The sequence below is a fragment of the Brevibacterium epidermidis NBRC 14811 genome (assembly GCF_001570805.1).
GTDB lineage: Bacteria > Actinomycetota > Actinomycetes > Actinomycetales > Brevibacteriaceae > Brevibacterium > Brevibacterium epidermidis.
Window position 1 is genome coordinate 1 of record NZ_BCSJ01000017.1, and the last position, 25,314, is coordinate 25,314.

The window sequence follows — 25,314 nt, forward strand, 5'->3', positions numbered from 1 at the left end:
AGGGGTCAGTTGGCTGCTGAGCGTTGAGCGGTGTCGACGACGTTCTTGAGCAGCAGGGCTCGGGTCATCGGACCAACGCCTCCCGGGTTCGGTGAGACCCAGGACGCCACCTCGGCGACACCGGGATCCACATCGCCGACGATCTTCGACTTCCCCGTCTCCGGGTCCGTCTCACGCGAGACGCCCACGTCGAGGACGATCGCTCCGGGCTTGACCGCCTCGGGCTTCACGATGTGTGCCGCACCGGCGGCCGCAACGATGACATCGGCCTGAGCCAGCAGCTCATCGAGGTTCCGTGTGCCGGTGTGCGTCAGCGTCACTGTCGCATTGTGCTCGCGCCGAGTCAGCAGCGCGCCGATGGACCGGCCCACGGTGACACCGCGGCCGATGACCACGACGTGCTTGCCGTTGAGCTCGATGCCGTTGCGGTTCATCAGTTCGATGACACCGCGCGGAGTGCACGGAAGCGGAGTCGTGATCTCCGAATTGACGTTGAGCACGAGCCGTCCGAGGTTCGTCGGATGCAGACCATCGGCGTCCTTGGCCGGATCGATGGCCTCGAGGATCGTGTCCGTGTCGATATGGTCCGGAAGAGGAAGCTGCACGATGTATCCGGTGCAGGCGTCATTGTTGTTGAGCTCGTCGATGACGGCCAACAGCTCATCCTGGCTCACCGACTCCGGAAGGTCATGGCGGATCGAATGGATCCCGACCTCGGCGCAGTCACGGTGCTTGCCCGCGACGTACCACTTCGATCCGGGGTCCTCCCCCACCAGGACGGTGCCGAGGCCCGGGACGACCCCGGACTCCGCCAGGGTCGCCACTGCCTCGGTGAGTTCGGCTTTGATCTGCTTCGCGCAGGCTCTGCCGTCGAGGATCTGTGCACTCATCAGTACTGTTCCAGACCTTCGTAGAGGGGGAATTCGTCGCTGAGCTTCTTCACGCGAGCCGCGAGCGCTTCCACGTCGGCGCCCGGCTTGAGCGCCTCGGCGATGACGTCGGCGACCACGGTGAATTCCTCGTCGCCGAATCCGCGGGTGGCCAGGGCCGGGGTGCCGATGCGCAGTCCGGAGGTGACCATCGGCGGGCGCGGGTCGAAGGGAACGGCATTGCGGTTGACGGTGATTCCGACATTGTGGAGGAGATCCTCGGCCTGCTGTCCGTCGAGGGCGGAATTGCGCAGGTCGACGAGGACGAGGTGGACATCGGTGCCGCCGGTGAGCACGGTGGCTCCGGCTTCGGCGACGTCGGAGGCCAGGAGGCGTTCGGCCAGGATCTGAGCACCGCGCACGGTGCGTTCCTGACGTTCCTTGAACTCGGCAGAGGCGGCGAGCTTGAAGGCCACGGCCTTCGCCGCGATGACGTGCATGAGCGGTCCGCCCTGCTGGCCGGGGAAGACTGCGGAGTTGAGCTTCTTCGCGTACTCCTCCTTGCCGAGGATGAAGCCGGAGCGAGGCCCGCCGATGGTCTTGTGGACCGTCGAGGACACGACATCGGCGAAGGGCACGGGGTTCGGGTGCAGGCCGGCGGCGACGAGTCCGGCGAAGTGGGCCATATCGACCCACAGCTTCGCACCGACCTCGTCCGAGATATCGCGGAAGGCCTGGAAGTCCAGCTGACGGGGGTAGGCCGACCAGCCGGCGACGATGACCTCGGGGCGGTGTTCGAGGGCCTTCTCGCGCACCTTGTCCATATCGATGCGGTAGGTGTCGGGGTCGACCTCATAGGAGGCGACATCGTAGAGGCGACCGGAGAAGTTGATCTTCATGCCGTGGGTGAGGTGACCGCCGTGGGCCAGGGACAGACCGAGCATCTTGTCACCCTGACGAGCCAGGGCGTGCATGACTGCGGCGTTGGCCGAGGCGCCGGAATGAGGCTGGACGTTCGCGTAGTCGGCGCCGAAGAGGCTCTTGGCGCGGTCGATGGCGAGGTTCTCTGCCACGTCGACGTATTCGCAGCCGCCGTAGTAGCGCTTGCCGGGATAGCCCTCGGCGTACTTGTTCGTCAGCACCGACCCCTGTGCTTCCAGCACGGCGCGGGGGACGAAATTCTCCGAGGCGATCATCTCGAGCGTCGAACGCTGGCGACCCAGCTCGAGGTCGAGGACTTCCGCAATCTGCGGGTCGATGTCGGCAAGCGAAGCCTGCATCGAATTTTCGGTCATGAGTACTCTCCTGTGGCATCCGATGATGGGAGCGAGGCAGCACGCAGAATGCGGCCGTCACCCGCCACCATGCTAACAGCGACGCCGCCTGGCTCCGGGGCCGCGACCGCCATCCGGATGCCGACACCGGATGGGTGGAATCCGCAGCCACCGATTAGGATCAAGACCATGAACTGCGAATGGATTCTGAGAGTCACCTGCCCCGATTCGACCGGCATCGTCCATGCCGTGACCGGAGTGCTCGCAGGGCTCGGCGGCAACATCACCGAATCGCAGCAGTTCTCCTCCCCCGATTCCCGTCAGTTCTTCCTGCGCCTGCAGTTCTCGACGTCCGACCAGACCACGGTCCGGACCGTGGAGGACGCCCTCGCCGAGGTGGCTCCCCAGTTCGCGATGACCGTGAGCCTGCAGCCGGTGGAGAAGAAGACCCGCACCCTGATCATGGTGTCCAAGGCCGCGCACTGCCTCAACACTCTGCTGTTCCGGCATTCGGCCGGTCAGCTGCCCATCGACATCGTCGGCATCGCCGGCAACCACGACGATCTGCGTCCGCTCTCCGAATTCCACGGACACGATTTCCACCATATTCCGATCACCAAGGACACGAAGGCCGAAGCCGAGGCGAGACTCTCCGCTCTCGTCGATGAGCTCGATGTCGAACTCATCGTCTTGGCCCGGTACATGCAGATCCTCTCCCCCGAACTCTGCGACCGCCTCGAAGGTCGGGTCATCAACATCCACCATTCGTTCCTGCCGAGCTTCAAGGGCGCGAAGCCCTACCACCAGGCGCACGCGCGGGGCGTGAAGATCATCGGCGCGACCGCGCACTATGTCACCAGCGACCTCGACGAGGGGCCGATCATCGAACAGGATGTCGCTCGCGTCGATCACAATCAGGCGATCGCCGACTTCGTCCGACAGGGCCAGGACGTCGAAGCGGCCGTGCTCGCCCGGGCCGTTGCCTGGCATGCGGAGGGCCGGGTCCTTATGGACGGCCACCGCACGGTCGTCTTCGACTGAACCACCACCTCACCGAGGCGGCCTACCGAACGGTGGGCCGCCTCGGCGATGGTCGGGGCTCGCATCACCGTGTGATGCAGTTCTGACACAACATCCGATTTTCCGTATCCCCGGACCAAAGGCTGGGTTAGCCTCAAAGCATGAGAGAGACCCACTTCACACCGGAAGCCGAGCTCCGACGTCTGCCGATCCCCCGCGGACCCGTGAATCTGGCCCGTCAGGCCGTGTTGCGTCTGGCGAACGTCGGGCTCACCGCCGCCTACGGCGCCTACCGGGCACACCCCGCGATCTGGCGTTTCACTGCCCGCCACTACAGCCCGAGACTCGAACCCTTCGCGAAGCTCAATGCGTGGATGATCTGCCAGCAGGCTTCCCTCGATGTGCCTGCGTATCAGGACTATCTGGCGCGCTCCGGATTCGAATTCCGGTGGTGGGATCTCGAGGCCTATACGCCGACGTCGAAGGACGAGTTCGTTCGCCGCTACAGCGAGGAGCATCGCTGCTGGGACGGTCGGATCGACCGCATCGGCACCGTCGTCGACGAGTCCTCGGGATCCTCGGGCACCCCGTTCAACTGGATGCGGTCGAAGAAGGAACTCGACACCGTCCATAAGAACGTCGCCGGCTATGTCACGATGCTCTTCGACCACAAGGACCTGTTCTGCATCAACGCCTTCTCGATGGGGGCCTGGGCAACGGGAACGAATACGGGACTGGCCATGGCCAAAGTGGCGATGGTGAAGAACACGGGCCCGGATCTCGAGAAGATCCTCGACACGATGGAGCACTTCGGACCGAATCACACGTACCTCATCAGCGCCTATCCCCCATTCCTCAAACATCTCGTCGACCGGATGGACTCCGAACCGGAGAAGTGGGCCGACTTCCGACTCAACGGGTTCGTCGGCGGAGAGGCGATGACCGAAGGTCTGCGCGACTACCTCGAGGTGCGTTTCGACCGTGTGTACTCCGGGTACGGCGCCAGCGACCTGACGATCGGGATGGCCGGCGAATCCGATCTCTCGGTCGTCATCCGCCGGGCGCTGGCCCATGATCTGGACTTCCGTGCCGATGTCCTCGGTCCTGACGAGTCGCGTGTGCCGATGGTCTTCCAGTACAACCCCTTGGAGACCTTTCTGGAGACCACCGACGACGGTGAACTGGTTGCCACGATCAACTCGTCTGCGGTGATGAGTCCGCGGTTGCGCTACAACATCGGCGACGAGGCCGCTCTCATCGACTTCCCCACCATGGTCGCGCTCACTCGCCGCCATCCGGATCTGGCGCGAGCATGTTCAGAGGCGTTTGCCGGAAACGGGATGAAGCTGCCTTTCGTGCTGCTGTTCGGACGCGCGGATTCGACGATCTCGTATATGGGAGCCAATATCTATCCCCTCGACATCGAGAACGGGCTCTACCGAGACAATCCCCAGGCCCACCTCATCGAATCCTTCCGCATCGAACTGCGCGAGATCGCCGGTCATGAACAGCGCCCGGCCCTGCACATCCAGCTGCGGGAAGAGGCCCCGACCATGGACGATGCCTCACGGCAGGAGTTGGCCGAGACGATCCAGGCGGGGGTGCTCGGGCACCTGGCGTCGGTGTCGAGGGACTTCGCGCAGAGTCTGGAGGAGGACCCTACCACCGCGGAGATCCACGTCGAGATCCACGACCACGCCACCGGGCCGTTCGAAACTGCAACTAAAAAGATCAAGAACGTCTACGTTCAGAGAACCCAGGAGGGTGACGATGCGATCGAATGATTTCTCCCAGGCTCCGCCCCAGGCCCGAGGCGAGGTGTTCTTCCTCGGCGCGAACCGCTACCGCAACCCGCTGGCGATGGTCGGCCAGCTGCGACGGTGGCCACGAGTGGCCAAAGGGCTGAAGGCCTCAGCCGGATACCTGTGGCACCGCAGCTACTATGAGTTCCCCGACCGGATCGGGCTGATGGTCGCTTTCGCCACCTATGACGACCTTCTGGCCTATGCGCGCACCCCCGAGCACCGGGAGATCATGAAGTGGCTGGTCGGCGGCGGCAAGGACTCTCCGGCCCGAGGCGGCTTCATCCGGATCCTCACGGCCGAGGAATGGGGATACACGAATGGAGAGTACCGGGCCGAGGACGGCCGATTGGGCATGATCGACGAATTCACGAAGCTCAGCTCCGAATGAGACCGCGGCGGGTGAGCTCCCGGGCCGATCTCGCTGAGTTCATCGACCTGGACCCACGCCTGGCGCGAGCGCGCGGCGAGGAGGACCATTATGTTCCTCTCTTCGCCGCCGATATCCGCGACTGGTTCGCCGGCCGAGGATGGTTCGACGAACCCGTCGAGCTGTGGCTGTTCGACACCGATCAGGGAGAAGCGGCGGCCAGAGTCATGTGCCACCGGTCAGCGGCCTTGGCCGCGGAATTGGACTCCGCTCACGCTTCTGCTCCGCCTCTGTTCTTCGGCGCCGCAGAAGCCGTGGACGCAGAAGCGCTCAAAGAGCTAATTGCATTCCTCGTCGAACGGGCCGAGCAGGTGGGAGCCTCACGGATCTTCGGCCCGGTCTCGCCTCTGCCGAACGTCACCGGCGGTCTGCTCACCGACGGCGTCGATCGTCCCGGCTTCTTCGACACCGCGTGGAATCCCGCCTTCTTTTGGCCAGCATTCGCCGAGGCGGGGTTCGACGCCTGGGGTCCCGCACACACGTGGGAAGTGCCCGTCGGGTCCATTCCTGCAGACCGAGCCACCACGGTCACCGCCGCCGAATGGCATCGCCTGGGCCTGCGTCGCCGTCATGTCTCTCGAATCGGTCTCCGTCGCTTCGCCGACCGGCTGCTGCCGACGCTCAACGCGGCTTTCTCCTCTCTGCCCTATTACACAGACATCTCCCCCGCGCAGCTGCGCTCACAGATGCAGGGCCTGTCCGCCCTGATGGATCCGGATCTCATCATCGATATCGCCGGTGCGCATGATCCCGACGACGCCCCGCCTCGGTGCTTCGCACTCGTCATCCCCGACCCAGTGCCGATTCTGCGCCGCCACGGCGGCCACCTCGGTGTTCGCACCGTTCTCGATCTGCTCCGGCACCGCCGCACGCTGCGAGACGCCGTGCTCATCATCCAGGGCACCGACCCCCGCCATCAGGGAACGGGCCTGCTCAGCCTCGCCATCCGCGAGCTCAACTCCGCGCTGGTCGCCAACGGATATCGACGGCTGCGGGTCACATTCATCGCCGAGGACAATCCCGCCTCGGCGGCGGTCTTCGCCCGTTCCGGCGGCAGCGAGATGCACCGGCTCGTGTTCGTCGACCGCAAGCTGCCGCCGTCCTCACCCAAGGAGCACCATTGACACTGACCCCGGCTCTCATCGAGTCGCTCCTCACCGAAGCCGCCTCCGCTCCATCGGCCCACAACACGCAGCCGTGGGTCCCCGAAATCACAGACTGCACGGCCGAGGTCGCGCAGGTGCGGGTCGGCGTCGACCCCGCTCGCCTGCTGCCGCACGGGGACCCGCGCAGTGAGGACCTTCACCTGGGCATGGGCTGCTGGGTGGAGTCGCTGATGATCGCCGCCGCCGAGGCGGGGGTGCGCACCGAATCGGTCACCGTTCGAGGACGCGGTCCCACCTTGGACATCCGGCTGCGCCTGACCGCCACGGAATCCATGGCATCCGTGGAATCCACGGCGGGCCCCACCCGGGTGGAATCGGCGTTGACGGACGGGAGCGCATGGCCGAGGTTCGGGGTGGCCGATCTGCACCATCGGCAGGTCGACCGCGGCCCCTTGAAGCGGTCGGACCCCCGATTCGCCGAGGCCACTGAAATCTGCCGCAACGCCATGGCCGAGACAGCGGTCCGCCTCGTGGAAGTCCCCGACGATGCCTGGCGCGGATGGCTGCGTCGTGCCGCACTGCATTCCTATGGCAACCGATCGGTGTTCACCGAGACTCTGCGCTGGCTGCGCTTCGACACCGACGACCCGGCTTACGATCAGGACGGACTCACCGCCGAGTGTCTGCGCATCCCCGCGCTCGGTGCTCGAGCAGCGGCAGCTCTCGATCGCCCATGGCTGCATTCCTGGATCACCGGCCTGGCATCGGCGAGCCTCGCACCGGTGGCTTTGGCAAGAGCTGCGATAAGCAAGTACGCGAGCTCAGGTCGAGGTTCACGAATTGCGGTGCTTCCGCGTACGAAGCGAAGTCATCCTCATCATCTGGTCCTTGCCGTCCCCGATCAGCCGGCGCTGACAGCCGCGGATGAGGTAGAGATAGGACGGGTCTTACTTCGGACCTGGCTGACGTTCGACCGGCACGGGCTGCGCGTCGATGTCCATTCGGAACTCAAGGACAGCCCGACCGTCCGAGACGAAGTGGCGACCTTCCTCCGTGGTCGAGCACGGGGCCACACCGACTGTCAGGAGTTCGACCGTCCGATCGCCGCATTCACCGTCGGATCCTCCACGACTCCGGTCCCCCGAGCACCGCGATTGTCACCGTTCTAGCTCTTCCGTCGGCGACGACCCGCGGTGTATTCTCACGGCAGATAGGCGCTCAGGGAATTCACACCTTCGACCTCTTGTGCTGTAAGGTCGGCTCGGCCTATCAAAGGAGCTGAGCTCAGATGACGGAAACCACTTTCCGCACGATTGCGATCGTCCTCTACTTCATCGGCATGCTGGCCATCGGCTGGTTCGCCTATCGTAAGACGAAGAACAACCTCGACGACTACATGCTCGCGGGACGTGGACTCCGGCCCAGCGTTGCGGCATTGAGCGCCGGCGCATCGGACATGTCCGGCTGGCTGCTGATGGGTCTGCCCGGCGCCATCTACGTCTCCGGTCTCATCGAAGCCTGGATCGCCATCGGCCTGACGATCGGCGCGTGGATCAACTGGAAGATCGTCGCTCCTCGACTGCGTGCGTTCACGGAGAAGGCCGGCGATTCGATCACGATCCCCAGCTTCTTCGAACAGCGGCTGAAGGATCGGACCCGTCTGCTGCGCATCGTCTGCGGCATCATCATCCTCGTCTTCTTCACCTTCTACGTCTCTTCGGGAATGGTGGCTGCCGGCAAATTCTTCGAGTCGAGCTTCGGGTTCAACTACCTCGGCGGAATGCTCCTCGTCGCCGCGATCACGATGATCTACACCCTCTTCGGCGGCTTCCTCGGTGCGACCCTCACCGACGTCGCCCAGGGACTGCTGATGTTCGCCGCACTTGTGGCCGTGCCGATCGTCGCCGTCATCAACGCCGGCGGACCGTCGACCGTGATCAACAATGTCTCGGAGATCGACCCCGGACTGCTCAACCTCTTCGGCTCTGAGGGCTTCTGGACCTTCGCGACCATCACTTCCGTCGTCTCCGCCCTGGCCTGGGGTCTCGGCTACTTCGGACAGCCGCACATCATCGTGCGCTTCATGGCTCTGCGCACTCCTGCCGACGCCACCGTCGCCCGACGCATCGGAGTCGGCTGGATGGCGATCTCTGCTCTCGGCGCCGTCGCCACCGCCATCGTCGGCATCTCCTACTTCTCGCAGCACGCGGACATGGAGCCCGCCGACGCGGAAACCGTCTTCCTCGACCTCGCACAGATCCTCTTCCACCCGTTCATCGCCGGCCTCGTGCTGGCCGCGGTGCTGGCTGCGATCATGTCGACGATCTCCTCGCAGCTCGTCGTCACCTCGTCGGCTCTCATCGAGGACCTGTTCAAGATCGTCGCCCTGCGTGCCGGATCCACGCGCACACTGCAGGACAAGACCTATGTGCTGCTCGGCCGCCTCGGCGTGCTCGTCGTCGCCATCATCGCGGTAGTGCTCGCCATTTCGCCGTCGAACAGCATCCTCGATCTCGTCGCCTTCGCATGGGCAGGCTTCGGTGCCTCGTTCGGACCGATCGTTCTGCTCACGCTGTTCTGGAAGCGTCTGAGCAACTGGGGTGCCCTGTTCGGTCTGCTCTCCGGTGCGGTCGTGGCCTTCGTCTGGGGCCAGGTGAGCACCCCGATGACGGACGCGATCTACGAGATCATTCCCGGCTTCGCAGTCAACCTCATCGTCGCCGTCGTCGTCAGCCGCTTCACGTACAAGCACGATGAGGCCTCTGACGTCGAGTTCGATGAATCGGTGGCACTCTCCCGAGTGAAGTGAGAGGCAAGGCGTGAAATAGCCGCCAGCGCAAGCTGAACGAAGGCCGGGGCATGACAGTGCCCCGGCCTTCTTCGCGTTCCGGCCCCGTAGTAACCACATTTCGTCCCAAGCATCAGGTTTCGTACGCTAACGGCCACATTTCGTTCCATTCATCAGTTTCGAACCTGATGAATGGAACCAAATGTGGCCAGCGCCGCCGAGGCGTTCCAGGCGGTCCGTACACCAGCGCGGTGCATGCGTCCCACCGGCCCCCACACCGGCGATGAATACACTTCAGGCGGGCACCCACTCGGGTGCCCGCCTGAAGTGTGTGACTTCCAGCCTCGGAGATCCGAGCCGGACGTCAGTCGAGGAGCTTACTTCTCCTCGGCAGCCTCAGAGGACTCTTCGGCGGTCTCGGCGTCTGCCTCAACAGCGTCTGCCTCGACTGCGGCGTCTTCGGCCGGAGCCTCGTCGACGACCTCGGCCTCAACCGGTGCCTCTTCTGCCGGGGCGGCAGCAGCGGCGGTAGCCTGCTCGGCTTCCTTCACGGTTGCCTGCTTCGGCGAGTAGGGCTCGAGGACCAGTTCGATGACGGCCATCGGGGCGTTGTCGCCGGGGCGAGGACCGATCTTGGTGATACGGGTGTATCCGCCAGGACGCTCGGCCATCGTTTCGGCGATCGAGGTGAAGAGCTCGTGCACGATCGACTTGTCGGAGATCTGGCCGAGCACGCGACGACGTGCGGCCAGGTCACCCTTCTTGGCGTTCGTGATCATGCGCTCGGCAACCGGACGCAGGCGCTTGGCCTTCGTCACGGTCGTCTTGATCTGCTTGTGCTCGAACAGCTGGGCTGCCAGGTTGTTGAGCATCATGCGCTCGTGTGTGGGCGATCCGCCGAGGCGGGGACCCTTGGTTGGGGTTGGCATTGTCAGTTACTCCTAGGTCTTAATCAGTACTGTTCGTCTTCGACGTAGGACTGGTCCTCATCAACGAGACCGGCTTCGAACCCGGCAGGACTGTCCTTGAGGCTCAGGCCGAGCTCGTTGAGCTTTGCCTTGACCTCGTCGATCGACTTCGAACCAAAGTTGCGGATATCCATCAGGTCGGCTTCGCTGCGAGCAACGAGCTCACCGACGGTGTGGATGCCTTCGCGCTTGAGGCAGTTGTAGGAGCGCACGGTCAGGTCGAGATCTTCGATCGCCAGCGCCAGGTCGGCGGCCAGTGCCGCGTCCACAGGCGAGGGTCCGATCTCGATGCCTTCGGCTTCGACGTTGAGCTCTCGAGCCAGGCCGAAGAGTTCGACCAGGGTCTTACCCGCAGATGCGATGGCATCGCGCGGGGTCATCGAGGGCTTGGTTTCGACGTCGAGGACCAGACGATCGAAGTCAGTGCGCTGTTCGACACGCGTGGCTTCGACCTTGTAGGTGACCTTAAGAACCGGAGAGTAGATCGAATCGACCGGGATACGGCCGATCTCTGCATCCGCGTTCTTGTTCTGAGCGCTCGAAACGTATCCGCGTCCACGTTCGATGGTCAGTTCCATGTCCAGACGACCCTCACCATTCAGCGTGGCGATGTGCAGGTCCGGATTGTGGATCTCGACCCCAGCAGGAGCAGAGACATCGGCAGCGGTCACGGTGCCAGGTCCCTGCTTGCGCAGGTAGGCGACGACCGGTTCGTCGAATTCGGACGATACGACCAGGGACTTCAGGTTGAGGATGAACTCAGTGACATCCTCTTTGACTCCCGGCACGGTGCTGAACTCGTGGAGCACTCCGTCGATCCGGATGGACGTGACGGCGGCACCAGGGATCGAGGACAGCAGGGTCCGGCGAAGCGAGTTGCCGAGGGTGTAGCCGAATCCTGGCTCGAGCGGTTCGATGGCGAACCGTGAGCGGTTATCGGAGACGACTTCTTCCGTGAGCGTTGGGCGCTGTGCAATGAGCACGTGGGCTTCCTTTCAGCGAACATCCGCTATATGACGTTCGCACTGCACGTCATGGCTTCAAAGCCATGAAGAACGGTTCGGGTTATCTGGGAATCCGTTCTGCGACCGATAGCGGGTTTGCACCCGTCATCCGTTGCAGTTCCACGGAAGGATCAGCCGCGGCGGCGCTTGGGGGGACGGCAGCCGTTGAACGGAACGGGGGTGACATCCTGGATGGTTCCCAGTTCCAGGCCGGCGGCCTGCAGCGAACGGATAGCCGTCTCGCGGCCCGAGCCCGGTCCCTTGACGAACACGTCGACCTTCTTCAGGCCGTGTTCCTGTGCCCGGCGAGCAGCCGATTCAGCAGCCATCTGAGCGGCGTACGGGGTCGACTTGCGCGAACCCTTGAAGCCGATCTCACCTGAGGAGGCCCAGGAGATGACAGCACCGGTCGGATCAGTGATCGACACGATGGTGTTGTTGAAGGTTGATTTGATGTGAGCCTGGCCGGCAACGATATTCTTCTTCAGCTTGCGGCGAGGCTTGCGCACTGTAGCGGCGCGTGACTTGGGAGGCATATTGTCCTACTCCTGATCGAGGTGGTTGGCCTCAGCCAACCGGGTGAGCGAGTTACTTCTTCTTACCGGCCACGGTGCGCTTGGGTCCCTTGCGGGTACGCGCATTCGTCTTGGTCCGCTGACCGCGAACCGGCAGACCGCGGCGGTGACGCAGGCCTTCATAGCTTCCGATTTCGACCTTGCGGCGGATATCGGCGGCCACCTCACGACGGAGGTCACCCTCAACCTGGAATGTGCCCTCGATGTAGTCACGCAGCTGGACGAGCTCTGCGTCGCTCAAGTCCTTCACACGGGTATCAGGGCTGATTCCCGTTTCGGTCAGGGTCTGGCGCGCACGGGTGCGGCCCACACCATAGATGTAAGTCAAGGCGACTTCCACGCGCTTTTCACGCGGGATGTCGACTCCGGCAAGTCGTGCCATGGGTACTGTCTCCTGTTGTTGTCTCGGAGGTGCTGATGCAAACCTGTCCTTGGTCTCCCAAGGTCTCCGGCCCCCGACCGGAGGTATCGTCCTGCGTCTGTTCCACTGAAGTTCTCACTTCTCATGGCGCCGAACGCAGATGGCGAGGTTTGCGCGGGTGTGGTGCTGCTGAGGCTCCTGTCAGAGGAGCCTCGATCTGCTCAGAACGAGCTGCTCAGCCCTGGCGCTGCTTGTGGCGCGGGTTGGAGCAGATGACGATGACCCGGCCGTGACGGCGGGTAATCTGGCAGTTCTCGCAGATCTTCTTGACGCTGGGCTTAACCTTCATCGTTTTTCCTTCTTTCGGTCCCTGCCCGTCAGGACAGGACGCGAATGATCGAAGATCCTTACTTGTAGCGGTAAACGATTCGTCCGCGCGAGAGATCGTATGGAGACAGCTCCACGATGACCCGGTCCTCGGGAAGGATGCGGATGTAGTGCTGACGCATCTTTCCGGAGATATGTGCGAGCACCTTGTGCCCGTTGCTCAGCTCAACCCGGAACGATGCGTTCGGCAGAGCCTCGACAACGGTGCCTTCGATCTCAATGACCCCTTCTTTTTTGGCCATATCGTTCGCTAACCTCGTATTCCCGCGAAACCTTCGCGTTCGACGTAATCGTGTATCACCGACTCAATGTCGGTGACCCCTCGGCCTGCAGTCCTCGTCACCACATGAAAAGAAGTGGATGGCAGAAGCCGCCCACATCTGAAAAAGGGTGAGTTGAATGAGAACAGACCAATCATCAACCCTACACTATGAAGAAAGAATCTTCCACACGGTGTTCGCTTCTGCGCGTGAAGTCCCTTACAATCCCTTCTTCGCCGAGGCGGCCCACCCCTCCCGTGACCTCCGATGACCTCCGACGACGGATGGACCCCACCTTCGCCGCCCCGACTGCTAGCGTGAGAACCGCACCCGACGCAGTCCCCGAAGAGGAGTACGAAGATGTCCGATTTCGATGCCATCACCGAGGAATCCCTGGTCAGGAAGGGCGGCCGCAAGTGGTCCTCCTTCCCCGGCTCCATCGGCGCCTTCATCGCCGAGATGGACTTCGGGGTCGCTCCCGCCGTCCGCCAGTCGCTGCAGACCATCGATGACCGAGACCTCTACGGCTACGCTCCCGCCGATCTGGTCGCCGACCTCAAGACAGCCACCTCGAACTTCTGCTCCGAGCAGTTCGGCTGGCGGATTCCCGTCGGGCACATCGAACCTGCCAGTGATGTGCTCGCGGCGTTCCTCGGCGTGCTCACCCATCTCACCCCGTATAACACTCCGATCGTGCTGCCGACGCCGGCTTATATGCCGTTCTTCGACGTCGCGCGCGTGACCGGACGCGAACTCATCGAAGTCCCGATGCTGCGGTCGGAGACCGGCTGGTCCCTCGACCTCGACGCCATTGCATCTGCTCTGACGCCCGGAGCCACGTTCGTCCTGTGCAATCCGCACAATCCGATCGGCAAGGTCTACACCGAGGCCGAGCTGCTGGCCCTCGCCGATGTCGTCGAGGCGGCCGGCGCCCGGGTGTTCTCCGATGAGATCCACGCTCCCGTCGTCTATGCCCCCGCTCGGCACATCCCCTATGCCACGCTCACCGAGGCGACCGCCTCCCACACCGCGACAGCGACGGCTGCGTCGAAGGCCTTCAACATCCCCGGCCTCAAATGCGCACAGCTCATCCTCACGTCCCCCGACGATCGTGAAGTCTGGGCGAAGAAGGGACAGTTCGTCTCCGGGGCGGCGTCGAACCCGGGAATCCTCGCGACCACTTCGGCATATACCCGTGCAGGCGACTGGCTGAGCGAGGTCAACGGATATCTCAAGGGCAACCGCGACCACTTCACCGATCTCGTCGGCTCGCTTCTGCCCAATGCCGCCTATATCGAACCGGAAGGCACCTACTTGGCGTGGTTGGATCTGCGCGGCTACGGGTTGGAGTCGGGACTGTCCGATCACATCAGGTCCCGCGCCGAGGTGGCCGTGACCGAGGGTCGACTGTGCGGTGAGGTCGGGGCCGGTCATATCCGGTTCAACTTCGGCCTCCCCCGTCCGCTGCTCACCGAGGCGGTCGAGAGGATCGCCCGGATCCTCTGACCTTCCGTCCGGGCCTCACCTGAGTTCGGCGGCTCAGTGCTCCGGCAGCCACTCGATCAGATCGAAGGACGAGCTGGCTGCCGCGCACTCGCGGATCTGCTGGTCATAGCGCAGGTAGTATTCGAGGTTGCACTTCTGCATGAGAGCACGGAACCGCAGAGCCGGCTGATTGCCGTCGACGAGGATCTCGGGCAGCAGCGGGTGGGTCATCACTGCACGGGCGACGTCAAAATAGAGGTCGAAGAAGGCTCCCAGGCTCAGCTCTGGACACCCGGTACCCGGTGCTGAACCACCAGAGCTCAGTGCGCTCATGCGCTGCTCCAGTGGAGGCAGCTGGTCAAGAGCGGCGTCGAGTTCGAAGGCCCGAGTCGTCATCCTGCGGGCCGCCGCGATGGAGTCGGGTGACAGCTCGCCCGCCTCGGACCAGCTGGGACCGGGCATCTCGGGCAGCCGCGCCATGAGCTGAGAGCTTCGGTCAGCGAAGCCGATGAGGATCCCCGGTCGCAGCTGCCTGTACCCCAGACTCCGGGCGATGTACTGCAGGCGATCCCGCAGACCACGCTCGGCTTCCGGAACTGAATACACAATGGTGTGGAACCGACCCTCATAGTCCGGAAAGACATGATCGCCTGCGATGTCGCCGAAATCCGAGAGGACATGTTCGCTCAAGCGGTAGACGGAGACTCGTCCGAACCGTTCGCTGCTGATGATACCTCTTTGGACCATCCGCACGAGTTGATTGTGCACGCTCGAGGTCGAATACCCGTGTTCACCCAGCACATTGACAATGACAGGACCAGGCAGTCCGCTTGCCTGCAGACACCCGAAAGCAGAGATCACGTCGAAGGCGATCCGTGTCATCCGATACCGATCACCCACATCTGTCCGACGTTTCGGGACATCGTGGACACTCGTCATGGCCAGATCCTACCGTGAAAACACAAGGATCGGTGCCGACAGGACCGAGATCGCAGCGAAGCGACGAGGAGCCACGACATGGATGACGAGAAGTACACAATCGATCAACGCGCATACCAGATGTCCCGCACATCCGGACTGCTGGCGGGAGCCATCACGGCTTTCATCGCCTTCTGCGCATTCCAGATCTTCGGATTCACCATTGCCGAGACCGCGACGTGGATGTTCGCCCTCGCGCTGATGGCAGCATCGGGAACGTTCGCCGCAGTTTACTTCGTCGGCAGATCTTCCCTGAGACGACAGATGCCTGTCACCTGAGTTCTCCCCTCGGGCGCGTCCCCGGAGTTCTCCCCTCAGACGCCCTTCGGAGGCACGGGAGTGATTCCGAACGGCGCCAGCCCGGCCGCTCCCCCATCGTCGGCGGTGAGTACCCAGACTCCCCCATCATGGCGAGCCACACTGTGCTCCCAGTGGCTTGCTCGTGAACCATCCGCCGTGACGACGGTCCAGTCGTCGGCGAGCGTACGCGTGTCCGCACCGCCGGTGGTGAGCATCGGTTCGATCGCCAGGCACATTCCGGGCTTGATCTTCGGGCCGTTCGAGCGTGCACGGTAGTTGAGCACCTCGGGAGCCATGTGCATCGAGGTGCCGATGCCGTGGCCAGTGAACTCTTCGACGAGTCCCAGATGTGGGAAGGATTCGGAGACGAAATCATCGATCGCGTCGCCGATGTCGCTGACCTTCGTGCCGGTCGCAAATGCTGCGATGCCTGCCCACATGGCCGCCTCGGTGGCGGATGACAGCTCACGATCGGCGGCGGTGCCCGCTTCGTCGCCTCCGACGATCATCGTCAGCGCTGAATCCCCGTGGAAGCCTTCGACGATGGCGCCGCCGTCGATCGAGACGATATCTCCGGCTTGCAGGACACGAGATCCCGGGATGCCGTGGACGATCTCCTCGTTCACGGAGATGCACACGACAGCAGGGAATCCCTGATAGCCCTTGAAATTCGAGCGGGCGCCAGCGGAGTCGATGACGGCTTCGGCGGCGGCGTCCACCTCGGCGGTGGTGGCCCCGGGAACGGCCGCGGACCGGGCCGCTGACAGCACTTGGCGTGTCAGCTGCCCGGCCCGATGCATGAGCTCAAGCTCTACGGGAGACTTCAGCTCGATACGTGGTCCGAAGATCATCGAATGGTCGACAGAATGCGTTCGGTGATGTCCTCGACCTCGCCCAGTCCGTCGACCTGGCGCAGCAGACCGCGGCTGCGGTAGATGTCGGTCAGCGGCTGAGTCTGCTCTTCGTAGACATCGAGTCGGTGGCGGATGACGTCTTCGCTGTCATCGCTGCGGCCCTCGGTCTGAGCACGGGCGAGCAGACGGGCGACGACCTCGTCGGTGTCGGCCGTGAGTTCGACGACGTGTTCGATGGCCTTGTCCTCGGCCGCGAGGATACGGTCGAGCTCATCGACCTGTGCGCTGGTGCGGGGGTATCCGTCGAGAAGGAAGCCCTCGGCAGCATCATCCTGTGCCAGACGATCGGCGACCATGGAGTTCGTGACCTCGTCGGGCACGTACTCTCCGGCGTCCATGTAGCGCTTGGCCAGCTTGCCCAGCTCGGTCTCGCCCTTCACGTTCGCCCGGAAGATGTCTCCGGTCGAGATGGCCGGGACGCCGAGCGCCTCGGACAGACGTGCGGCCTGGGTGCCCTTGCCGGCGCCGGGAGGGCCGATCAGGATGATGCGTGAACTCATAAGGTGTCCTTCCAATGGGATGTCCGCTGTACGTCAGCGTCCGGTCGAATCAGCGCAGCAGGCCCTCGTAGTGGCGCTGCTGCATCTGCGCGTCGATCTGCTTGACAGTTTCGAGGCCGACGCCGACGACGATCAGCAGGGAGGTGCCGCCGAACGGGAAGTTCTGGTTGGCGTTGATGAGCACCAGTGCGATCAGCGGGATGAGGGCGACGAAGGCAAGGTAGAGCGAGCCGGGGAAGTTGATGCGGCTGAGCACGTAGCTCAGGTATTCCGCGGTCGGGCGGCCGGCACGGATACCGGGGATGAAGCCGCCGTACTTCTTCATGTTGTCCGCGACTTCTTCCGGGTTGAAGGTGATGGCCACGTAGAAGTAGGCGAAGAAGATCGTCAGCAGTGCGTACACGGTGATGTAGATCGGGTGATCGCCGCGAGTGAAGTAGGTGTTGATCCATTCGACCCACTTCGACTCGGGATCGAAGAACTGCGAGATCAGGCTCGGCAGGTAGAGCACGGAGGAGGCGAAGATGACGGGGATGACGCCGGCCATATTCACCTTGATCGGAATGTAGGTCGAGGTTCCGCCGAACATCCGACGGCCCACCATGCGCTTGGCGTACTGGACGGGGACACGGCGCTGCGACTGCTCGACGAAGACGACGAGGGCGACGAGGACGAGGCCGACGGCCATGACGATGAGGAAGATGTCGACGCCCTGCTCGCGGAGGATCGCGCCCAGCGAGGACGGGAAGGCGGAGGCGACCGAGGTGAAGATGAGCAGCGACATTCCGTTGCCCACTCCGTGCTCGGTGATCTGCTCGCCCAGCCACATGATCAGGCCGGTGCCTGCGGTCAGGGTGAGAACGAGGACTGCGATGCCCCACCAGGTGTCGTTGGCGATGAGGTCCTGACAGTTCTCGACGTCGCCGAAGAGTGCGCCCGAGCGGACGGTCGCCACGAGGGTCGTCGAGTTGAGGACCGCAAGGCCGATAGTGAGGTAGCGGGTGTACTGAGTCAGCTTCGCCTGACCTGAGGCGCCTTCCTTGTGGAGGGCTTCGAAGCGGGGAATGACCACACGCAGGAGCTGGACGATGATGCTCGCGGTGATATAGGGCATGATGCCCAGGGCGAAGATCGACAGCTGCAGCAGCGCGCCGCCGCTGAAGAGGTTGATCATGGCGAATCCGCCCTCATTGAGCTGAGGCGAGGCCACGCATTCCTGAACCTTGGTGTAATCGATGCCAGGCGAAGGAATGAACGAGCCGAGTCGGAAGATGACAAGAATGCCCATGGTGAAGAGGAGTTTGTTCCTCAAGTCGGGCGTTCTGAAGGCCCTCCGGATTGCGCCGATCAAGCGTCCTCCTCGTTGGGGGATGAAAAGTCAGAGTCGTGGTCGCGACCTGGCGATTGAGACAAATACCTGCAAAAGACTACCAGGGTATGCCCTCCAGGCTGAAACCGGAGGAGCTCTGTGCGGACTCCTCTCAGGCTGTGTTCCAGAAGGCAACGGCGCGGTCTCAGTCGCTGTCCGCCCCTCCCCCGGGGTATGCCTCCTGGGGATGCAGAAGGGGGCGGTCACCGAAGTGACCGCCCCCTCACCAGCGTCGAAGCCGGGATCCCGTTCCAGTGGAACGGATCAGGCCTCGTTGGTGCTTCCGCCTGCAGCCTTGATCTTCTCGGCTGCGGAGCCGGAGAACTTGTCTGCAGTGATGTTCAGAGCCACGGTTATCTCACCGGTGCCGAGAACCTTGACGGGCTGGTTCGCGCGCACTGCGCCCTTCTCCACGAGATCGGAGACGGTGACGTCTCCGCCCTCAGGGAACAGGCTGGACAGCTTGTCGAGGTTGACAACCTGGAACTCCACCTTGGCGGGGTTCTTGAATCCACGCAGCTTGGGCAGACGCATGTGCATCGGGGTCTGGCCGCCCTCGAAGCCGTGCGGAACCTGGTAACGGGCCTTCGTGCCCTTGGTTCCGCGTCCGGCGGTCTTACCCTTCGAAGCCTCACCACGACCGACGCGGGTCTTGGCGGTCTTGGCTCCGGGGGCAGGGCGCAGATCGTGCAGCTTCAGCGAGTCGTTGTTCGACATATCAATCGACCTCTTCCACAGTCACGATGTGGCGGACAGTGTTGATCATTCCCCGGATCTCGGGGCGATCTTCCTGCACCACAACGTCGTTGGTCCGCTTGAGACCGAGCGAACGCAGCGTGTCGCGCTGGTTCTGACGGTATCCGATTGCGGATTTGCGCTGAGTAATCTTGAGCTTTGCCATCAGGACTTCGCCCCACTTTCAGCAGCTGCTCGCAGCAGTGCGTGCGGAGCAACTTCGTCGACGGGCAGGCCACGGCGAGCCGCAACCTCTTCCGGACGCTCAAGGCCCTTCAGTGCGGTGATCGCAGCATGCACGATGTTGATCGCGTTCGCCGAGCCCAGCGACTTGGACAGGACGTCCTGGACGCCTGCCGCATCGAGGACCGCACGAACGGGTCCACCAGCGATGACACCGGTACCAGGAGCGGCCGGACGCAGCAGGACGACGCCTGCGGCTTCCTCGCCCTGGATCGGGTGCGGAATGGTCTTCTGGATGCGGGGAACGCGGAAGAAGTTCTTCTTCGCTTCCTCGACACCCTTGGCGATGGCGGCAGGAACTTCCTTCGCCTTGCCGTAGCCCATGCCGACCATGCCGTCGCCGTCTCCGACCACGACGAGAGCCGTGAAGGAGAACCGACGTCCACCCTTGACGACCTTCGACACGCGGTTGATCGTGATGACGTGTTCGATGAACTGGTTCTTGTCGTCACGGTCGTTGCGACCGCCGCGTCCACGGCCTTCGCCGCGTCCGCGACCCTGACCGCCCTGTCCACCCTGGCCGCGGCCACGGGAGGAACGGTCACCGCTGTTGTCGGTGCGGGTCTCAGCAGTTGCCTGCTGTTCCTTGTTCTCTTCAGTGCTCATAGGGCCAATCCTCCTTCACGGGCACCTTCGGCGATTGCCTGCACACGGCCGTGGTAGGCATTGCCTCCACGGTCGAAGACGACGGAGTCGATTCCGGCGTCCTTGGCGCGCTGAGCAACCAGCTCGCCCACCTTGCGGGCCTTGCCGGTCTTATCGCCTTCGAATGTCCGCAGGTCGGCTTCCATGGTGGAGGCCGAGACCAGGGTCTTGCCGACGGTGTCGTCGATGACCTGGACGAAGACGTGGCGCGTGGAGCGAGTCACTGACAGGCGAGGGCGCTCGGACGTACCGCTGACATGCTTGCGCAGACGAGCGTGACGACGCTTGCGAGCAGCTGCCCTGCCCTTGCCGTAGCTTTCCTTCTTGCCAAAGGCCATCGTTACTTACCAGCCTTTCCGACCTTGCGACGGACGATTTCGCCGGCGTAGCGCACGCCCTTGCCCTTGTAAGGCTCGGGCTTGCGCAGCTTCCGGATGTTCGCAGCGGTCTCACCGACGAGCTGCTTGTCGATTCCGTGGACAGCGACCTTGGTCTGACCGTCGACGCTGAAGGAGATGCCCTCCGGCGGTTCGACGACGATCGGGTGGCTGTAGCCGAGGGCGAACTCGAGGTTCGATCCCTTGGCCAGGACACGGTAACCGGTTCCGACGATCTCGAGGGCCTTGGAGTAGCCTTCGGTCACACCGACGATCATGTTGTTGATGAGCGTGCGGGACAGTCCGTGCAGCGAACGCGATTCGCGCTCTTCGTCCGGACGGGCCACTGTGACGACACCGTCTTCGAGCGATACGGTGATCGGCTCGGCGATGGTGACGGACAGTTCGCCCTTAGGTCCCTTGACGGCGACATCCTGGCCGTCGACCTTGACCTCGACGCCGCTGGGAACGGAGATCGGGTTCTTGCCAATACGTGACATGTTCTTCTCTCCTTCCTTTACCAGACGTAGGCGAGGACTTCCCCACCCACACCCTTCTTGGCGGCCTGACGGTCCGTCAGGAGACCTGACGAGGTCGACAGGATGGCGATGCCGAGTCCGCCGAGAACCTTGGGCAGGTTCGTGGACTTCGCGTACACGCGCAGTCCCGGCTTAGACACACGGCGCAGGCCGGCGATCGAACGTTCCCGGTTGGGTCCGAACTTCAGGTCCAGGAGCAGCGTCTTGCCGACTTCGGCGTCTTCGACGCTCCAGCCAGTGATGTAGCCCTCGGTCTTGAGGATCTCGGCGATGTTCGACTTGAGCTTCGAGAACGGCATGCTGACGTCCTCGTGATAAGCCGAGTTGGCGTTGCGCAGACGCGTAAGCATATCTGCGACTGGATCAGTCATTGTCATTTGGGCACTTGCCCTTCCTCGTTACGGTTTCCGCCCACGTACTGTGCTTGGACCTGCAACGTAGCGATTATTTTTGCTTGAACGGGAACCCGAGGTGACGCAGCAGTGCACGTCCCTCGTCGTCGGTTGCCGCGGTGGTGACGACGGTGATATCCATACCGCGGACACGGTCGATCCGGTCCTGGTCGATCTCGTGGAACATGGACTGCTCCGTGAGGCCGAAGGTGTAGTTACCGTTTCCGTCGAACTGACGATCCGAGAGTCCGCGGAAGTCGCGGATACGCGGCAGTGCCAGAGTGATGACGCGGTCGATGAACTCCCACATCCGAGCTCCACGCATGGTGACGTGGGCGCCGATGGGCTGTCCCTCGCGCAGCTTGAACTGTGCGATGGACTTGCGGGCACGGGTCACGACGGGCTTCTGACCGGTGATCAGAGTCAGGTCGTTGATCGCGCCTTCGATCATCTTGGAATCGCGTGCTGCGTCACCCACACCCATGTTCACGACGACCTTGGTCAGTCCGGGAACCTGCATGGGGTTGGCGTAGTTGAACTCTTCCTGCAGCTTCGCAACGATCTCTTCGCGGTAAATCTGCTTGAGACGCGGTGCGGGACGGCTGGTGGTTGTTTCCGTCATCAGATCTCCTCCCCGGTGCGACGCGAGAAGCGAACCCGAATGGTCTTGGTGCGACCGTCGCGCTCGACGCTCTCCTCGCGGTATCCGACGCGGGTGGGCTTGTTGTCCTTGGGATCAACAAGCGCCACGTTGGACACGTGGATGGGGGCTTCGTGGGTCTCACGGCCACCAGCGGTGCCGCCGGCCTGAGTCTGCGTAGCCTTCTTGTGCTTGATCACGCGGTTGACACCCTCAACGAGGACGCGGTTGCGTTCGGGGTAGACGGCAAGGACCTTGCCCTGCTTCCCACGATCGCCACCACGGGACTGCCGAGCGCCGGCGATGACCTGGACGAGGTCGCCCTTCTTGATCTTGAGCTTGTTCGCCATGCTCACAACACCTCCGGTGCCAGGGAGACGATCTTCATGAACTTCTTGTCGCGGAGTTCGCGTCCCACGGGTCCGAAGATACGGGTTCCGCGTGGTTCCTCATCATTCTTGAGGATGACAGCTGCATTCTCATCGAACTTGATGTAGGAACCGTCGGGACGGCGACGTTCCTTGGCAGTGCGAACGATGACAGCCTTGACGACGTCACCCTTCTTCACGTTTCCGCCCGGGATTGCATCCTTGACGGTTGCCACGATGGTGTCACCGATCGAGGCGTAGCGCCGACCGGAGCCACCCAGGATCCTGATTGCCAGGATCTGCTTGGCGCCAGTGTTGTCGGCGACTTTGAGTCGCGACTCTTGCTGAATCACTATTTTCTCCTGTCGTCGCGCTGGTTCTCACGCCTGAGCGCGAGCCTTGCGGAACGGATTCATTGACATTTCACCCCGTTCCCGGTAGCCGCCCGCGGCCTGGTTGAGACCGCGGGCGGGACCGGGTGGGTGGGGTGGCGTTGACTACTTGGCGCGTTCGATGATCTCGACGAGCCGCCAACGCTTCGCGGCCGAAATCGGCCGCGTCTCGGCCACGAGGACGAGGTCGCCGATGCCGGCGGTGTTCTCTTCGTCGTGAACCTTGTACTTGACCGACTTGCGCAGGACCTTGCCGTAGAGGCGGTGCTTCATGCGCTCCTCAACCTCGACGACGATAGTCTTGTCCATCTTGTCGGATACGACGTAACCACGTGCGGTCTTGCGGGAGTTGCGTTCCGCAGCAGTGGCCTCAGTATTCGTGGTCTCCGCCATCACTTGCTCTCTTCCTTGGCATCAGCGGGGTTCGGACGGATGTCCAGCTCCCGTTCGTTGAGCACGGTGTAGATACGAGCGATGTCGCGACGCACGGCCTTGAGGCGACCGTGGCTCTCCAGCTGACCGGTGGCCGACTGGAAACGCAGGTTGAACAGCTCGGCCTTGGCCTTCTTGAGCTCTTCCTGCAGACGCTCGTTGTCGTAACCGTCAAGCGCGTCGATGGAAAGGTTCTTCGAACCGATAGCCATTCTCACTCACCACCTTCGCGGGCCACGATACGGGCCTTCAGCGGAAGCTTGTGGATCGCCAGGCGCAGGGCCTCGCGAGCAACTTCCTCGGACACACCGCCGAGTTCGAACATGACTCGACCGGGTTTGACATTGGCGATCCACCACTCCGGCGAACCCTTACCGGAACCCATGCGGGTTTCGGCAGGCTTCTTCGTCAGCGGGTGATCAGGGTAGATGTTGATCCACACCTTGCCGCCACGCTTGATGTAGCGCGTCATGGCAATACGTGCGGCCTCGATCTGACGGTTGGTGATGTAGGCCGGCTCGAGAGCCTGGATGCCGTAGTCACCGAAGGACACCGTCGTGCCTCCCTTGGCGGCGCCGCCCCGGTTGGGGTGGTGCTGCTTGCGGAATTTCACTCGACGAGGGATCAGCATTTCTCAGCCCTCCGATCCGGCCTCAGCCGCGGGGGCTTCGGCACTGTTCTCAGTATTACGGGCCTGGTCGCCACGGCGCGGTGCGCCTTCCTGACCACGTCCGCGGCCTCCACGACCGCGCCCACGGCCACGCGGGCCACGAGCAGCAGGAGCCTTGGCCTGCTCAGCGGCAAGCTCCTTGTCGGTCATGTCGCCCTTGTAGATCCACACCTTGACGCCGATGCGTCCGAAAGTGGTGTGGGCTTCGTGAACGCCGAAGTCGATGTTCGCGCGCAGGGTGTGCAGCGGCACACGTCCTTCGCGGTAGAACTCGGAACGGCTCATCTCAGCACCGCCCAGGCGGCCGGAGCACTGCACGCGGATGCCCTTGGCACCTGCGCGCTGGGCGCTCTGGATCGCCTTGCGCATCGCGCGGCGGAACGCCACACGACTGGCGAGCTGCTCGGCAACACCCTGGGCGACGAGCTGTGCGTCGACCTCGGGGTTCTTCACCTCAAGGATGTTGAGCTGAATCTGCTTGCCGGTGAGCTTCTCGAGCTGACCGCGGATGCGGTCCGCTTCGGCTCCGCGACGGCCGATGACGATGCCCGGACGTGCGGTGTGGATGTCGACGCGGACACGGTCACGCGTGCGCTCGATGTTGACCTTCGAGATGCCGGCCCGTTCGAGGCCGGTGTTCATCATCTGGCGGATCTTGACATCTTCGAGCACGTAGTCCTTGTAGCGCTGCCCCGGCTTGGTCGAGTCAGCGAACCACTTCGACTTGTGATCCGTGGTGATTCCGAGTCGGAATCCATTCGGATTGATCTTCTGGCCCATTAGCGGTTCCCCTTCCGGCTCTTGCGCTGAGGCAGGTCGTCACCGCTGGCCAGGACCACTGTCACGTGGCTGGTGCGCTTTTCGATGCGAAATGCGCGACCCTGGGCACGCGGACGGAACCGCTTCATGGTCGGCCCCTCGTCCACGAAGGCTTCGGAGATGACCAGTTCGTTCTCGTCGAACGCAACGCCTTCCTCGTCGGCCCGGACACGCGCATTGGCGATGCCGGAGGCCACGAGCTTGTAAATCGGATCTGATGCCGACTGTTCTGCAAACTTCAACACTGCAAGTGCTTCGGTCGCCTGCTGACCACGAATGAGGTCGATGACGCGCCGAGCCTTGCGAGGCGTAACGCGCAGGTACCGCGCCTTAGCCTTGGCTTCCATCGCTTCCTTCTCTCTTCTCTAGGATCGAAAGAGTGCCCCGCCTCAGCGGCGGCGCCCCTTGCGATCGTCCTTTTCGTGGCCACGGAACGTCCGTGTCGGTGCGAACTCGCCGAGCTTGTGTCCGACCATCGACTCAGTGATGAAGACGGGGACATGCTTGCGTCCGTCATGTACTGCGATGGTGTGTCCCAGGAAGTCCGGGACGATCATCGAGCGACGAGACCATGTTTTGATGACATTTTTGGTGTTCTTCTCGTTCTGACGAGCCACCTTCTGGAAGAGGTGTTCGTCGACGAAAGGACCCTTTTTGAGGCTACGAGGCATA

The 25,314-nt window shown here is 63.1% G+C and carries 35 protein-coding genes; 8 read left to right on the forward strand and 27 right to left on the reverse strand.

What is annotated here, in order from left to right:
* Positions 1-5: 5 nt before the first annotated feature.
* Positions 6-890 carry a bifunctional methylenetetrahydrofolate dehydrogenase/methenyltetrahydrofolate cyclohydrolase gene (locus tag BEP01S_RS13890; RefSeq protein ID WP_062244413.1) on the reverse strand — a complete coding sequence of 295 codons (885 nt, stop codon included), beginning with the start codon at positions 888-890 and terminating at the stop codon, positions 6-8.
* Positions 890-2,164, reverse strand: a complete 1,275-nt coding sequence (glyA, locus tag BEP01S_RS13895) for a serine hydroxymethyltransferase (protein WP_062244416.1) — start codon at positions 2,162-2,164, stop codon at positions 890-892. The genes BEP01S_RS13890 and glyA overlap by 1 nt, the downstream gene beginning before the upstream one ends.
* A 168-nt stretch (positions 2,165-2,332) precedes the next feature.
* Between glyA and purU the strand changes: the two genes are divergently transcribed.
* The 6 genes from purU (at position 2,333) to putP (ending at position 9,310) form a co-directional block, all read left to right on the forward strand.
* Positions 2,333-3,184, forward strand: coding sequence for a formyltetrahydrofolate deformylase (gene purU, locus BEP01S_RS13900; RefSeq protein ID WP_039206290.1), 852 nt, complete (start codon positions 2,333-2,335; stop codon positions 3,182-3,184).
* A gap of 140 nt (positions 3,185-3,324) precedes the next feature.
* Positions 3,325-4,947, forward strand: a complete 1,623-nt coding sequence (locus tag BEP01S_RS13905; protein ID WP_062244419.1) for a phenylacetate--CoA ligase family protein — start codon at positions 3,325-3,327, stop codon at positions 4,945-4,947.
* Positions 4,934-5,356, forward strand: a complete 423-nt coding sequence (locus BEP01S_RS13910) for a hypothetical protein (protein ID WP_039206293.1) — start codon at positions 4,934-4,936, stop codon at positions 5,354-5,356. The genes BEP01S_RS13905 and BEP01S_RS13910 overlap by 14 nt, the downstream gene beginning before the upstream one ends.
* 11 nt (positions 5,357-5,367) lie before the next feature.
* Entirely contained in the window at positions 5,368-6,519 is a 1,152-nt protein-coding gene (locus tag BEP01S_RS13915; protein WP_062244422.1) for a GNAT family N-acetyltransferase, read from the forward strand.
* Positions 6,516-7,670 (forward strand): nitroreductase family protein, encoded by a 1,155-nt coding sequence (locus tag BEP01S_RS13920; protein WP_062244425.1) that lies wholly within the window; start codon positions 6,516-6,518, stop codon positions 7,668-7,670. Before BEP01S_RS13915 ends, BEP01S_RS13920 begins: the two co-directional genes overlap by 4 nt.
* Before the next feature lie 119 nt (positions 7,671-7,789).
* Positions 7,790-9,310: a sodium/proline symporter PutP gene (gene putP, locus BEP01S_RS13925; RefSeq protein WP_062244428.1), complete on the forward strand. Its 1,521-nt coding sequence runs from the start codon at positions 7,790-7,792 to the stop codon at positions 9,308-9,310.
* A 356-nt stretch (positions 9,311-9,666) separates the two neighbouring features.
* On the opposite strand, the gene rplQ is transcribed toward putP, so the two are convergent.
* The 6 genes from rplQ to infA all read right to left on the reverse strand — a co-directional run bounded on the left by rplQ (position 9,667) and on the right by infA (position 12,826).
* Positions 9,667-10,218 (reverse strand): 50S ribosomal protein L17, encoded by a 552-nt coding sequence (rplQ, locus tag BEP01S_RS13930; RefSeq protein ID WP_062244430.1) that lies wholly within the window; start codon positions 10,216-10,218, stop codon positions 9,667-9,669.
* A 23-nt stretch (positions 10,219-10,241) separates the two neighbouring features.
* On the reverse strand, positions 10,242-11,240 hold the full coding sequence (locus tag BEP01S_RS13935; RefSeq protein ID WP_025777903.1) for a DNA-directed RNA polymerase subunit alpha: 999 nt from the start codon (positions 11,238-11,240) through the stop codon (positions 10,242-10,244).
* Between the two features lie 152 nt (positions 11,241-11,392).
* A complete protein-coding gene (rpsK, locus tag BEP01S_RS13940) occupies positions 11,393-11,797 on the reverse strand; it encodes a 30S ribosomal protein S11 (protein WP_025777904.1) in 405 nt (134 codons plus the stop codon).
* Positions 11,798-11,849: 52 nt separating this feature from the next.
* Entirely contained in the window at positions 11,850-12,218 is a 369-nt protein-coding gene (gene rpsM, locus BEP01S_RS13945) for a 30S ribosomal protein S13 (RefSeq protein WP_025777905.1), read from the reverse strand.
* A gap of 214 nt (positions 12,219-12,432) precedes the next feature.
* Positions 12,433-12,546 carry a 50S ribosomal protein L36 gene (gene rpmJ / locus BEP01S_RS13950; RefSeq protein ID WP_009884960.1) on the reverse strand — a complete coding sequence of 38 codons (114 nt, stop codon included), beginning with the start codon at positions 12,544-12,546 and terminating at the stop codon, positions 12,433-12,435.
* A 58-nt stretch (positions 12,547-12,604) separates the two neighbouring features.
* Positions 12,605-12,826, reverse strand: coding sequence for a translation initiation factor IF-1 (gene infA / locus BEP01S_RS13955; protein WP_009379245.1), 222 nt, complete (start codon positions 12,824-12,826; stop codon positions 12,605-12,607).
* Positions 12,827-13,204: 378 nt separating this feature from the next.
* Between infA and BEP01S_RS13960 the strand changes: the two genes are divergently transcribed.
* The gene (locus BEP01S_RS13960) at positions 13,205-14,350 is read left to right on the forward strand and encodes a MalY/PatB family protein (protein WP_062244433.1); all 1,146 of its coding nucleotides are present in this window, start codon (positions 13,205-13,207) and stop codon (positions 14,348-14,350) included.
* A 33-nt stretch (positions 14,351-14,383) separates the two neighbouring features.
* Here BEP01S_RS13960 and BEP01S_RS13965 read toward each other — a convergent pair whose 3' ends face one another.
* The gene (locus BEP01S_RS13965) at positions 14,384-15,268 is read right to left on the reverse strand and encodes a PaaX family transcriptional regulator (RefSeq protein WP_062244436.1); all 885 of its coding nucleotides are present in this window, start codon (positions 15,266-15,268) and stop codon (positions 14,384-14,386) included.
* 78 nt (positions 15,269-15,346) lie between these two features.
* Here BEP01S_RS13965 and BEP01S_RS13970 point away from each other — a divergent pair, with 78 nt between their 5' ends.
* Positions 15,347-15,586: a hypothetical protein gene (locus BEP01S_RS13970; RefSeq protein WP_039206313.1), complete on the forward strand. Its 240-nt coding sequence runs from the start codon at positions 15,347-15,349 to the stop codon at positions 15,584-15,586.
* A gap of 35 nt (positions 15,587-15,621) precedes the next feature.
* Here the strand turns inward: BEP01S_RS13970 and map are convergent, their stop codons facing one another.
* The 18 genes from map to rpsS form a co-directional block, all read right to left on the reverse strand.
* On the reverse strand, positions 15,622-16,458 hold the full coding sequence (gene map, locus BEP01S_RS13975; RefSeq protein ID WP_062244439.1) for a type I methionyl aminopeptidase: 837 nt from the start codon (positions 16,456-16,458) through the stop codon (positions 15,622-15,624).
* The gene (locus tag BEP01S_RS13980; RefSeq protein ID WP_039206316.1) at positions 16,455-17,021 is read right to left on the reverse strand and encodes an adenylate kinase; all 567 of its coding nucleotides are present in this window, start codon (positions 17,019-17,021) and stop codon (positions 16,455-16,457) included. Before BEP01S_RS13980 ends, map begins: the two co-directional genes overlap by 4 nt.
* Positions 17,022-17,070: 49 nt before the next feature.
* The gene (gene secY, locus BEP01S_RS13985) at positions 17,071-18,372 is read right to left on the reverse strand and encodes a preprotein translocase subunit SecY (RefSeq protein ID WP_039206318.1); all 1,302 of its coding nucleotides are present in this window, start codon (positions 18,370-18,372) and stop codon (positions 17,071-17,073) included.
* A gap of 282 nt (positions 18,373-18,654) precedes the next feature.
* A complete protein-coding gene (gene rplO / locus BEP01S_RS13990; RefSeq protein WP_039206319.1) occupies positions 18,655-19,107 on the reverse strand; it encodes a 50S ribosomal protein L15 in 453 nt (150 codons plus the stop codon).
* A gap of 1 nt (position 19,108) precedes the next feature.
* Positions 19,109-19,291 (reverse strand): 50S ribosomal protein L30, encoded by a 183-nt coding sequence (gene rpmD / locus BEP01S_RS13995; protein WP_039206320.1) that lies wholly within the window; start codon positions 19,289-19,291, stop codon positions 19,109-19,111.
* On the reverse strand, positions 19,291-19,974 hold the full coding sequence (gene rpsE, locus BEP01S_RS14000; protein WP_039206321.1) for a 30S ribosomal protein S5: 684 nt from the start codon (positions 19,972-19,974) through the stop codon (positions 19,291-19,293). The genes rpmD and rpsE overlap by 1 nt, the downstream gene beginning before the upstream one ends.
* Entirely contained in the window at positions 19,971-20,351 is a 381-nt protein-coding gene (rplR, locus tag BEP01S_RS14005) for a 50S ribosomal protein L18 (RefSeq protein WP_039206323.1), read from the reverse strand. The genes rpsE and rplR overlap by 4 nt, the downstream gene beginning before the upstream one ends.
* A 2-nt stretch (positions 20,352-20,353) precedes the next feature.
* Complete coding sequence (gene rplF, locus BEP01S_RS14010) at positions 20,354-20,890, reverse strand: 50S ribosomal protein L6 (protein ID WP_062244442.1); 537 nt, start codon at positions 20,888-20,890, stop codon at positions 20,354-20,356.
* A 17-nt stretch (positions 20,891-20,907) separates the two neighbouring features.
* Positions 20,908-21,306 (reverse strand): 30S ribosomal protein S8, encoded by a 399-nt coding sequence (gene rpsH / locus BEP01S_RS14015; RefSeq protein WP_025777918.1) that lies wholly within the window; start codon positions 21,304-21,306, stop codon positions 20,908-20,910.
* Between the two features lie 67 nt (positions 21,307-21,373).
* On the reverse strand, positions 21,374-21,943 hold the full coding sequence (rplE, locus tag BEP01S_RS14020) for a 50S ribosomal protein L5 (protein ID WP_039206325.1): 570 nt from the start codon (positions 21,941-21,943) through the stop codon (positions 21,374-21,376).
* Positions 21,943-22,311, reverse strand: a complete 369-nt coding sequence (gene rplX / locus BEP01S_RS14025) for a 50S ribosomal protein L24 (protein ID WP_039206327.1) — start codon at positions 22,309-22,311, stop codon at positions 21,943-21,945. The genes rplE and rplX overlap by 1 nt, the downstream gene beginning before the upstream one ends.
* A gap of 2 nt (positions 22,312-22,313) precedes the next feature.
* Positions 22,314-22,682 (reverse strand): 50S ribosomal protein L14, encoded by a 369-nt coding sequence (gene rplN, locus BEP01S_RS14030; protein WP_025777921.1) that lies wholly within the window; start codon positions 22,680-22,682, stop codon positions 22,314-22,316.
* 144 nt (positions 22,683-22,826) lie between these two features.
* The gene (rpsQ, locus tag BEP01S_RS14035; RefSeq protein WP_039206328.1) at positions 22,827-23,114 is read right to left on the reverse strand and encodes a 30S ribosomal protein S17; all 288 of its coding nucleotides are present in this window, start codon (positions 23,112-23,114) and stop codon (positions 22,827-22,829) included.
* Positions 23,114-23,365 carry a 50S ribosomal protein L29 gene (gene rpmC, locus BEP01S_RS14040; protein WP_025777923.1) on the reverse strand — a complete coding sequence of 84 codons (252 nt, stop codon included), beginning with the start codon at positions 23,363-23,365 and terminating at the stop codon, positions 23,114-23,116. Before rpmC ends, rpsQ begins: the two co-directional genes overlap by 1 nt.
* A 2-nt stretch (positions 23,366-23,367) precedes the next feature.
* Positions 23,368-23,784 carry a 50S ribosomal protein L16 gene (rplP, locus tag BEP01S_RS14045; RefSeq protein WP_039206330.1) on the reverse strand — a complete coding sequence of 139 codons (417 nt, stop codon included), beginning with the start codon at positions 23,782-23,784 and terminating at the stop codon, positions 23,368-23,370.
* 3 nt (positions 23,785-23,787) lie between these two features.
* Positions 23,788-24,603, reverse strand: a complete 816-nt coding sequence (gene rpsC, locus BEP01S_RS14050; RefSeq protein ID WP_039206332.1) for a 30S ribosomal protein S3 — start codon at positions 24,601-24,603, stop codon at positions 23,788-23,790.
* Positions 24,603-24,989, reverse strand: coding sequence for a 50S ribosomal protein L22 (gene rplV, locus BEP01S_RS14055; protein ID WP_025777926.1), 387 nt, complete (start codon positions 24,987-24,989; stop codon positions 24,603-24,605). The genes rpsC and rplV overlap by 1 nt, the downstream gene beginning before the upstream one ends.
* A 42-nt stretch (positions 24,990-25,031) precedes the next feature.
* Positions 25,032-25,313, reverse strand: a complete 282-nt coding sequence (rpsS, locus tag BEP01S_RS14060; protein WP_039206333.1) for a 30S ribosomal protein S19 — start codon at positions 25,311-25,313, stop codon at positions 25,032-25,034.
* Position 25,314 lies beyond the last annotated feature (1 nt).

Excerpts from the sequence above, each read along its gene's own strand:
- BEP01S_RS13890 (WP_062244413.1), bottom strand. The coding sequence starts at position 890 with ATGAGTGCACAGATCCTCGACGGCAGAGCCTGCGCGAAGCAGATCAAA.
- glyA (WP_062244416.1), bottom strand. The coding sequence starts at position 2,164 with ATGACCGAAAATTCGATGCAGGCTTCGCTTGCCGACATCGACCCGCAG.
- purU (WP_039206290.1), top strand. The coding sequence starts at position 2,333 with ATGAACTGCGAATGGATTCTGAGAGTCACCTGCCCCGATTCGACCGGC.
- BEP01S_RS13905 (WP_062244419.1), top strand. The coding sequence starts at position 3,325 with ATGAGAGAGACCCACTTCACACCGGAAGCCGAGCTCCGACGTCTGCCG.
- BEP01S_RS13910 (WP_039206293.1), top strand. The coding sequence starts at position 4,934 with ATGCGATCGAATGATTTCTCCCAGGCTCCGCCCCAGGCCCGAGGCGAG.
- putP (WP_062244428.1), top strand. The coding sequence starts at position 7,790 with ATGACGGAAACCACTTTCCGCACGATTGCGATCGTCCTCTACTTCATC.
- rplQ (WP_062244430.1), bottom strand. The coding sequence starts at position 10,218 with ATGCCAACCCCAACCAAGGGTCCCCGCCTCGGCGGATCGCCCACACAC.
- rpsK (WP_025777904.1), bottom strand. The coding sequence starts at position 11,797 with ATGCCTCCCAAGTCACGCGCCGCTACAGTGCGCAAGCCTCGCCGCAAG.
- rpsM (WP_025777905.1), bottom strand. The coding sequence starts at position 12,218 with ATGGCACGACTTGCCGGAGTCGACATCCCGCGTGAAAAGCGCGTGGAA.
- rpmJ (WP_009884960.1), bottom strand. The coding sequence starts at position 12,546 with ATGAAGGTTAAGCCCAGCGTCAAGAAGATCTGCGAGAACTGCCAGATT.
- infA (WP_009379245.1), bottom strand. The coding sequence starts at position 12,826 with ATGGCCAAAAAAGAAGGGGTCATTGAGATCGAAGGCACCGTTGTCGAG.
- BEP01S_RS13960 (WP_062244433.1), top strand. The coding sequence starts at position 13,205 with ATGTCCGATTTCGATGCCATCACCGAGGAATCCCTGGTCAGGAAGGGC.
- BEP01S_RS13965 (WP_062244436.1), bottom strand. The coding sequence starts at position 15,268 with ATGACGAGTGTCCACGATGTCCCGAAACGTCGGACAGATGTGGGTGAT.
- BEP01S_RS13970 (WP_039206313.1), top strand. The coding sequence starts at position 15,347 with ATGGATGACGAGAAGTACACAATCGATCAACGCGCATACCAGATGTCC.
- map (WP_062244439.1), bottom strand. The coding sequence starts at position 16,458 with ATGATCTTCGGACCACGTATCGAGCTGAAGTCTCCCGTAGAGCTTGAG.
- BEP01S_RS13980 (WP_039206316.1), bottom strand. The coding sequence starts at position 17,021 with ATGAGTTCACGCATCATCCTGATCGGCCCTCCCGGCGCCGGCAAGGGC.
- rplO (WP_039206319.1), bottom strand. The coding sequence starts at position 19,107 with ATGTCGAACAACGACTCGCTGAAGCTGCACGATCTGCGCCCTGCCCCC.
- rpmD (WP_039206320.1), bottom strand. The coding sequence starts at position 19,291 with ATGGCAAAGCTCAAGATTACTCAGCGCAAATCCGCAATCGGATACCGT.
- rpsE (WP_039206321.1), bottom strand. The coding sequence starts at position 19,974 with ATGAGCACTGAAGAGAACAAGGAACAGCAGGCAACTGCTGAGACCCGC.
- rplR (WP_039206323.1), bottom strand. The coding sequence starts at position 20,351 with ATGGCCTTTGGCAAGAAGGAAAGCTACGGCAAGGGCAGGGCAGCTGCT.
- rplF (WP_062244442.1), bottom strand. The coding sequence starts at position 20,890 with ATGTCACGTATTGGCAAGAACCCGATCTCCGTTCCCAGCGGCGTCGAG.
- rpsH (WP_025777918.1), bottom strand. The coding sequence starts at position 21,306 with ATGACAATGACTGATCCAGTCGCAGATATGCTTACGCGTCTGCGCAAC.
- rplE (WP_039206325.1), bottom strand. The coding sequence starts at position 21,943 with ATGACGGAAACAACCACCAGCCGTCCCGCACCGCGTCTCAAGCAGATT.
- rplX (WP_039206327.1), bottom strand. The coding sequence starts at position 22,311 with ATGGCGAACAAGCTCAAGATCAAGAAGGGCGACCTCGTCCAGGTCATC.
- rpsQ (WP_039206328.1), bottom strand. The coding sequence starts at position 23,114 with ATGGCGGAGACCACGAATACTGAGGCCACTGCTGCGGAACGCAACTCC.
- rpmC (WP_025777923.1), bottom strand. The coding sequence starts at position 23,365 with ATGGCTATCGGTTCGAAGAACCTTTCCATCGACGCGCTTGACGGTTAC.
- rplP (WP_039206330.1), bottom strand. The coding sequence starts at position 23,784 with ATGCTGATCCCTCGTCGAGTGAAATTCCGCAAGCAGCACCACCCCAAC.
- rpsC (WP_039206332.1), bottom strand. The coding sequence starts at position 24,603 with ATGGGCCAGAAGATCAATCCGAATGGATTCCGACTCGGAATCACCACG.
- rplV (WP_025777926.1), bottom strand. The coding sequence starts at position 24,989 with ATGGAAGCCAAGGCTAAGGCGCGGTACCTGCGCGTTACGCCTCGCAAG.
- rpsS (WP_039206333.1), bottom strand. The coding sequence starts at position 25,313 with ATGCCTCGTAGCCTCAAAAAGGGTCCTTTCGTCGACGAACACCTCTTC.